Source organism: Roseovarius sp. 217, assembly GCF_000152845.1.
In the GTDB taxonomy this organism is placed as follows: Bacteria; Pseudomonadota; Alphaproteobacteria; order Rhodobacterales; family Rhodobacteraceae; genus Roseovarius.
Window position 1 is genome coordinate 1,227,989 of sequence record NZ_CH902584.1, and the last position, 7,666, is coordinate 1,235,654.

Annotated in this window: 5 protein-coding genes; 4 read left to right on the forward strand and 1 reads right to left on the reverse strand. The window is 60.7% G+C overall.

Features of this window, described 5'->3' with window-relative positions; all coding sequences use genetic code 11:
• Positions 1–39: 39 nt before the first annotated feature.
• Genes ROS217_RS05860 through ROS217_RS05875 form a run of 4 tightly spaced genes read left to right on the forward strand, consistent with a single transcriptional unit; the run spans position 40 to position 3,951 of the window.
• On the forward strand, positions 40–1,455 hold the full coding sequence (locus tag ROS217_RS05860; protein ID WP_009816763.1) for a circularly permuted type 2 ATP-grasp protein: 1,416 nt from the start codon (positions 40–42) through the stop codon (positions 1,453–1,455).
• Positions 1,456–1,458: 3 nt separating this feature from the next.
• Positions 1,459–2,400, forward strand: a complete 942-nt coding sequence (locus ROS217_RS05865) for an alpha-E domain-containing protein (RefSeq protein ID WP_009816764.1) — start codon at positions 1,459–1,461, stop codon at positions 2,398–2,400.
• Between the two features lie 3 nt (positions 2,401–2,403).
• The gene (locus ROS217_RS05870) at positions 2,404–3,204 is read left to right on the forward strand and encodes a transglutaminase family protein (RefSeq protein ID WP_009816765.1); all 801 of its coding nucleotides are present in this window, start codon (positions 2,404–2,406) and stop codon (positions 3,202–3,204) included.
• Positions 3,205–3,219: 15 nt separating this feature from the next.
• Positions 3,220–3,951 (forward strand): proteasome-type protease, encoded by a 732-nt coding sequence (locus ROS217_RS05875; RefSeq protein ID WP_009816766.1) that lies wholly within the window; start codon positions 3,220–3,222, stop codon positions 3,949–3,951.
• 13 nt (positions 3,952–3,964) lie between these two features.
• On the opposite strand, the gene ROS217_RS05880 is transcribed toward ROS217_RS05875, so the two are convergent.
• The gene (locus ROS217_RS05880; protein ID WP_040651147.1) at positions 3,965–7,570 is read right to left on the reverse strand and encodes a hydantoinase B/oxoprolinase family protein; all 3,606 of its coding nucleotides are present in this window, start codon (positions 7,568–7,570) and stop codon (positions 3,965–3,967) included.
• Positions 7,571–7,666 lie beyond the last annotated feature (96 nt).

A 7,666-nucleotide genomic window follows, 5' to 3' on the forward strand; every position in this document is an offset into this window, starting at 1 on the left:
TCGATTGCACAGGGCCCCGGACAGGGAAACCATGATCCTATGGATATGTTTGATGAAATGCAGGGGCAGAACGGGCAGATTCGCAGCCCATATGCCACATTCGACGCCTGGCTGAGCGACGAGGACGCCGCCCGCCTGCGTGCCAAAAGCCGTGAGGCGGAGGATCTCTTTCGCCTGACGGGCATCACCTTTAATGTCTATGGACGGTCCGAAGCCGAGGAGCGTCTGATCCCGTTCGATATCATTCCACGCATTATTTCGGCGCGCGAATGGCAACGGTTGGAACGTGGCATCGAACAGCGGGTGTGTGCGATCAACGCCTTTTTGCATGACATCTATCACCGGCAGGAAATCCTGCGCGCCGGACGCTTGCCGCAAGAGATGATCTCGAGCAATGAGGCGTTTCTGCCGCAAATGATCGGGATGATGCCGCCCGGTGGGGTCTATACCCATATCACCGGCATTGACCTTGTGCGGACCGGGCCGGACGATTTCTTTGTTCTCGAGGATAACGCGCGCACGCCCTCTGGTGTCAGCTATATGCTGGAGAACCGTGAAACCATGCTGCGCATGTTTCCAGAGTTGTTCAGCCGCAACCGGGTGCGTCCGGTCTCGGATTATCCGCGCAATCTACGGCGGTCGCTGGCGGCCTCGGCCCCTGTGGCCTGCGAAGGGACGCCCACCGTGGCGGTGCTGACCCCTGGAATCTTTAATTCGGCCTATTATGAACACGCCTTTCTGGCCGACAAGATGGGCGTCGAGCTGGTCGAGGGACATGATCTGCGGATCGTCGACGGGCGGGTGGCGATGCGAACCACGCGCGGCTATCGCCCGATTGACGTGCTTTATCGCAGGGTGGATGACGATTTCCTCGATCCGCTCAACTTTAACCCCGACTCGGCGCTTGGCGTGCCGGGGATCATGGATATCTACCGCGCAGGCGGTATCACCATCGCCAATGCCCCCGGCACCGGCATTTCCGACGACAAGGCAATCTATAGCTACATGCCCGAGATCGTCGAATTCTACACCGGCGAGCGGCCGATTTTGCAAAACGTGCCGACATGGCGCTGCAACGAGAAAGAAAGCCTCGATTACGTTCTGGCGCATCTGTCAGAGTTGGTGGTCAAGGAGGTGCATGGATCGGGCGGTTATGGCATGTTGATCGGCCCTGCGGCGAGCAAGAAAGAACTCAAGGACTTTGAACGCAAGCTGCGAGCGCGGCCCGGCAATTATATCGCGCAGCCCACGCTGAGCCTGTCGACTGTGCCAGTGTTCACCAAAGCCGGCCTTGCGCCACGGCATGTCGATCTTCGGCCTTATGTGTTGATGTCGCCCGAGGGGATCAATGTAACGCCCGGTGGGCTGACACGGGTGGCGATGAAAAAAGGCTCTTTGGTGGTGAATTCGTCCCAAGGTGGAGGCACCAAGGACACTTGGGTGCTGGAGGACTAGAGGATGCTGGGGAAAACCGCCGGAGGTCTATTCTGGATGGCGCGGCTGCTGGAACGTGCCGAGAATACCGCTCGTATGATCGAAACCGGGCAGCGGATCGCCCTGACGCGGGCGGGCAGCGGCGCGGATGACTGGCTTTCAGTGTTACAGGCTGCGGCGGTGGCCTATGGCTATCAACAAAAACACGAGGAGGTCCTGCCAGAACTGGCGATCGACTGGATGCTGCGCGACCCGGACAACCCATCCTCGGTGATGGCTGTCGTGACACAGGCGCGCCACAACGCGCGATTGGTGCGCACGGCCCTCACGCATGAGGCGTGGGAGGCGGTCAATTCCTTCTGGATGCTGCTCAAGGTCGCGCTTGCCCGCAAGGTTGCGACTCGGGATCTGCCCAAGGTCCTGTCGCTGATCCGGGAACGCAACGCGCTGGTGCGCGGCTCTATTCTCGGGACGATGCTGCGCAATGAAATCTACGATTTCATCCGCATCGGCACCTTTATCGAGAGGGCGGATAACACGGCCCGCATTCTCGATGTAAAATACTACGTGCTGCTGCCATCGGCGGCGGCGGTGGGATCGCGGCTCGACAATGTGCAGTGGGATACGATTCTGCGGTCTGTCAGTGGGGAGGGAGGATATCGGCTTGCCATTGGTCCCGATGTCACGCCGATGGGCATTGCTCAATTCCTCATCCTCGACAAACGCATGCCGCGCAGCCTGAACTTTTGCTGTGCCAAGCTGCGGGACAATCTCAATTATCTGGCGACGGATTACGATCTTCGCATGCCGTGCCACCAATTGGCGGACACGCTCTGCCGCCGGTTCATGAGCCATGACGTCGCCGCGATCTTTGATTATGGCCTGCACGAATATGTGCAGGAGGTGCTTGGCCATCTGAGCAAGCTGAGCCATCAGATCGAAATCGAATACAGGTTTAACGGATAGCCCATGCGTCTCGCCATCAGTCATATCACCCGTTATTCATACTCCACGCCCGTGCCCTATGGTGTGCAGCAGATCAAGCTCTATCCCAAGCCGACGCGCGGGCAGGCCGTGATCAATTGGTCGATCACCGTCGAGGGGGCAACGCAAGAGGCAGAGTTCACAGATCACCACCGCAATCATGTGATGTTGTTCAGCTTTGATCAGGGCGTCACCGAATTGGTGATCCATTCTCAGGGTGTTGTGGAAATGGCCGATCAGGCCGGGATCGTCGGACCGCATGAAGGATTGGCGCCGCTGTGGCTGTTTCAGCGGGCAACAGAGCATACCCGCGCTGGCAAAGGGTGTCGCGACATTCTGCGGAGTGTTGAAGGCGATAGTGATCTGGAGCGTCTGCACGACCTGTCGGCCCGAATTCACGCCGCCATAGTCTATGAGACCGGGAAATCCGAAATTGCCTGGTCCGCAGAGGATGCTTTGGCTGCCGGTCACGGGGTCTGTCAGGATCACGCGCATGTCTTCCTTGCCTGCGCACGCGCAATGGGTCTTCCGGCGCGGTATGTTTCAGGGTATCTGCGGATGGACGGACAGGACGAGCAAAGTGCGACCCACGCTTGGGCGGAGGCCCATGTCGAAGGGTTGGGCTGGGTTGGTTTTGATGTGTCAAACGCGATCTCGCCTGATACGCGCTATGTCAGGGTTGCAACGGGTCTCGATTACACAGAGGCTGCGCCGATCGCCGGTCACCGCTATGGCGTGGCAGGCGAGAACATGGATGTGACGCTGCGGGTGACCCAGCAACAGTGACAGAGGATTTCATAGGTGACCTATTGCGTGGGCTTGTGTCTTGATCGCGGCATCGTCTTTATGTCCGACACACGCACCAATGCGGGGCTCGACAATATCTCGACCTTTCGCAAACTGCATCACTGGCAGATGCCCGGTGAGCGGGCGATGGTTCTGCTGACAGCGGGCAATCTGGCAACCACTCAAGCCGTGATCAGCCTGCTGGAAGAGCGCACCAAGGCACATGACGAGCGCGACCCGACGATCCTGTCGGTGCCCTCGATGTTTCAGGCTGCACGACTGATTGCGGGCACGTTGCGCGATGTGATCGAAACCCATGCCAGCACCGGACAGCGCGCCGACAGCAGCTTTAACGCCACGATGATCCTTGGCGGTCAGATCAAGGGCGGTCCGCCCCGCCTGTTTCTGATCTATCCCGAGGGCAATTTCATCGAAGCCAGCTCCGAAACGCCGTTTTTCCAGATCGGTGAGACCAAATATGGCCGCCCCATTCTGGTGCGCGCCTATGAGCCGAGCATGAGCTTTGCCGATGCAATGAAGCTCTTGTTGGTGAGCTTTGACTCCACCATCAAGGCCAATCTTTCGGTTGGTCTCCCGCTGGATATGTGCATCTACGAGGCCAACAGCATGAAGCTGCCCGAGGTGCATCGTATCGAGTTGGACGATCCTTATTTCCGCACGATTTCGGATGGATGGGGCGATGCCCTCAAACGCGCGTTCGAGAGCCTGCCAAACCCCGAGATTTGAAGGGCGGCCAGGGTCAAACCCGGCCAAACCCCCCCGCGGTCGGCGTGATCACTGTCACGGCTTCGCCCGCCTCTAGCACTGTCTGATCACAGGCGTTCAGCACCTCTATTGCGCCCGAGAGGCGGCGCAGTTCGGTCCGGCCCGCCTCGCCTGCGCTGCCGCCCGCGCCCCCCTGCGGCGCACGGTTGCGGTGGGATGAGAGAATGGCGCAATCCATCCGGGTCAGGAACCGCAACGTGCGGATCGTGCCATCGCCGGCACTGGCCGCCCCCTTGCCGCCTGACCCCGGACGCAGGGCGAAATTCTCTAACAGCACGGGAAAGCGCAATTCGAGGATCTCAGGATCGGTCAGGCGCGAGTTGGTCATATGCACATGCACGCCCGAGGTGCCGGGAAATTGCCGCCCGTCGTTGAATTGCCCGGCGGGCGAGCCGGAGCAGATGGTCTCGTAATACTGGAACTCATCATTGCCGAAGGTCAGATTATTCATCGTGCCTTGGCTATTGGCCATCGCCCCCATCGCGCCAAAGAGCGCGTTGGTCACGTGCTGAGAGGTTTCCACATTGCCCGCCACCACCGCCGCCGGATAGCGGGGCGAGAGCATCGAGCCTTCGGGCACGATGATCCGGATCGGGCGCAGGCAGCCTGCGTTCATCGGGATCGGTGCCTCGACCATCACGCGGAAGACATAAAGCACAGCGGCGCGCGTCACCGGCTCTGGCGCGTTGAAGTTGTTCTTTCGCGCCTCTGAGGTGCCGGTGAAATCCACCGTCGCTTCACGTGCGGCGCGGTCGACGGTGATCTTGACCCGGATCACCTGTCCTGTGTCGGTTTCATAGTCATAGGAACCATCCGACAGTTTTTCCAGCACCCGTGCCACCGCCTCGGCCGCGTTGTCCTGTACATGGCCCATATAGGCCTGGACCACGTCGAGGCCGAAGTTGGCGACCATCTTGCGGAGCTCGTTGATGCCGCGCGCATTGGCGGCGATCTGCGCCTTGAGGTCAGCCACGTTCATGTCGATGTTGCGGCAGGGGTAGGCGTGATCACCAAGGATCGTGCGCAAGGCGGACTCGCGGAATTGCCCCTCTTCAACCAGCCGGAAATTGTCGATCAAGACGCCCTCTTCATCCACCGTGGTGGCGAGCGGCGTCATCGAGCCGGGGGCGGTGCCGCCGACATCGGCATGATGGCCGCGCGACGCGACCCAGAACAGGACGTCTTGCCCATCCTCGTCAAATACCGGCGTGACAACGGTGATATCCGGCAGATGCGTGCCACCGTTATAGGGCGCGTTGAGGGCAAAGACATCGCCGGGATGAACACCGCCCTCATTCAGGCGGATGATCGTCTCGACGCTGCGATCCATGGAACCAAGGTGCACCGGCATATGCGGGGCATTGGCGACCAGCGCGCCGGTTGCGTCAAAGACCGCGCAGGAAAAATCAAGCCTTTCCTTGATATTGACCGATTGCGCGGTGTTTTGCAGGGTCACGCCCATCTGTTCAGCGATCGACATGAAGAGGTTGTTGAAGACTTCAAGCAGAATCGGGTCGGCCTCGGTCGTGCCGATGGCCATATCGCGCGCCATCCGTTCGTGGCGCGACAAGAGCACATGGTCATGCGCCGTGATTTCGGCACGCCAGCCGGGCTCAACCACGATGGTCTGGTTCTCCTCGATGATCAGAGCAGGCCCGGTGACGGTATTGCCGGGTGTCAGACCCGCGCGGCGGAACACGCTCGCAGGGGTCCAATCGCCGTTGCAAAAGAGGCGCGTGCGCGTGTCGGTCTGCGCCTCAGCCACTTGGCGGGCGGCCTCGCTCTCGGGGGCGTCGGGACGGACGGTATCTGTGGCCTCGACCTCGGCGCTGTCGATGATCACGCGCTTATCGGGTGTGGTAAAACCGAATTGCGCCAGATGCGCCGCCTCGAATTCGGCGCGCGCCTGCGTCGGGGTGTCATAGGCCACGGGCAGGGCGGTATCGGTGCCATCATAGCGCAGATAGAGCCGCGGACGGGTTTCAGCCCCGGTCACGCCTTGGGCCTGCATTTCCTGCATGACCTGCGCAGTCAGATCGTCAAGCACGCTTGTGATGACGCTATCACTGTCCTCATCCAATGGCTCTACCACCATCTGTTGCCGTGACGCGCTCACGCGGGCCAGCCCGATGCCATAGGCCGACAAAAGGCCAGAAAGCGGATGGATCAAAACCTTTTCCATCCCCAAGGCATCCGCCACAAGGCAGGCATGTTGCCCGCCTGCCCCGCCAAAGGAATTCAAGAGATAGCGGGTCACGTCATAGCCCCGCTGCACCGAGATTTTCTTGACCGCGTTGGCCATGTTTTCAACGGCGATGCGGACAAAGCCTTCGGCCACGTCTTCGGGCGATTTGCCGTCGCCTGCCTCTGCGGCGATTTCTGCAAAGCGCGCGGAAACCGTCTCACGATCCAGCGGTTGATCCTGACCGGGGCCAAAGATGGGCGGGAAGAAATCGGGGTTGAGCTTGCCCAGCATGACATTGGCGTCGGTCACGGTCAGCGGCCCGCCGTTGCGGTAGCAGGTCGGGCCGGGATAGGCACCGGCGCTGTCAGGGCCCACGCGAAACCGACCCGGTTCGGCATGCAGAATCGAGCCGCCACCGGCCGCTACGGTATGCACCCGCATCATCGGCGCGCGAATGCGGACGCCTGCCACCTCAGTGTCAAAGGCACGTTCATATTCGCCCGCGTAATGCGCCACATCGGTCGAGGTGCCGCCCATGTCAAAGCCGATCACCTTGTCAAACCCGGCAATCGCGGCGGTCTGCGCCATGCCGACGACACCCCCGGCAGGGCCGGAGAGAATCGCATCCTTGCCCTGAAACCGCTCGGCGGCTGTGAGGCCGCCGGAGGACATCATGAATTGCAGTGTGGGGCCGGGTTCGCCCGGCGGCGTCGCGCCAAGCGCCGATGCGACCCGCGCCACATAGCGGCGCAGGATGGGCGAGAGATAGGCATCGACGACGGTCGTATCGCCGCGCCCCACCAGCTTGATCAGCGGTGAAACTTCGTGGCTGACGGACACCTGCGCAAAGCCTGCGTCGCGTACCGCCTCTGCAAGGGCCAGTTCGTGCGCGGGGTTCTTCCAGGCGTGCATGAGGACAATCGCGGCGGCATCAATCCCTGCGGCACGCGCCTCGGCTAGGCCTTGGGTGAGGGCTGTCAGGTCGAGCGGAGTTTCAACCGTGCCATCGGCGCGCAGGCGTTCGGGCACCTCGATCACGCGGGAATAGAGCTGTTCGGGGAGCAGGATTTCCTTGGCAAAGATATCCGGTCGGGCCTGATAGGCGATGCGCAGTGCGTCGCGAAAGCCGCGCGTGATCAAGAGCACCGTGGCATCGCCTTTGCGCTCCAGAAGCGCATTGGTCGCCACGGTCGTTCCCATGCGCACGGTGCCGATGCGGGCGGCGTCAATGGTGCCGCCCAAAAGACGGCGAATGCCTTCTATTGCGGCGTCCTCATAGGCCTCTGGGTTTTCGGACAAGAGCTTGAGCGGTTGCATCTCTCCGTCCGGGTTTCGCCCGATCACGTCGGTAAATGTGCCGCCTCGGTCAATCCAGAAATCCCAAATCTTGCTCATCACATCCATCCCGTTGTGCTTCATTTACATTTTGTTGACAAATTATAAATGATCCGTCAAGCTTTCCTTGAACCGGGGCAACAACCGGTCACCAAA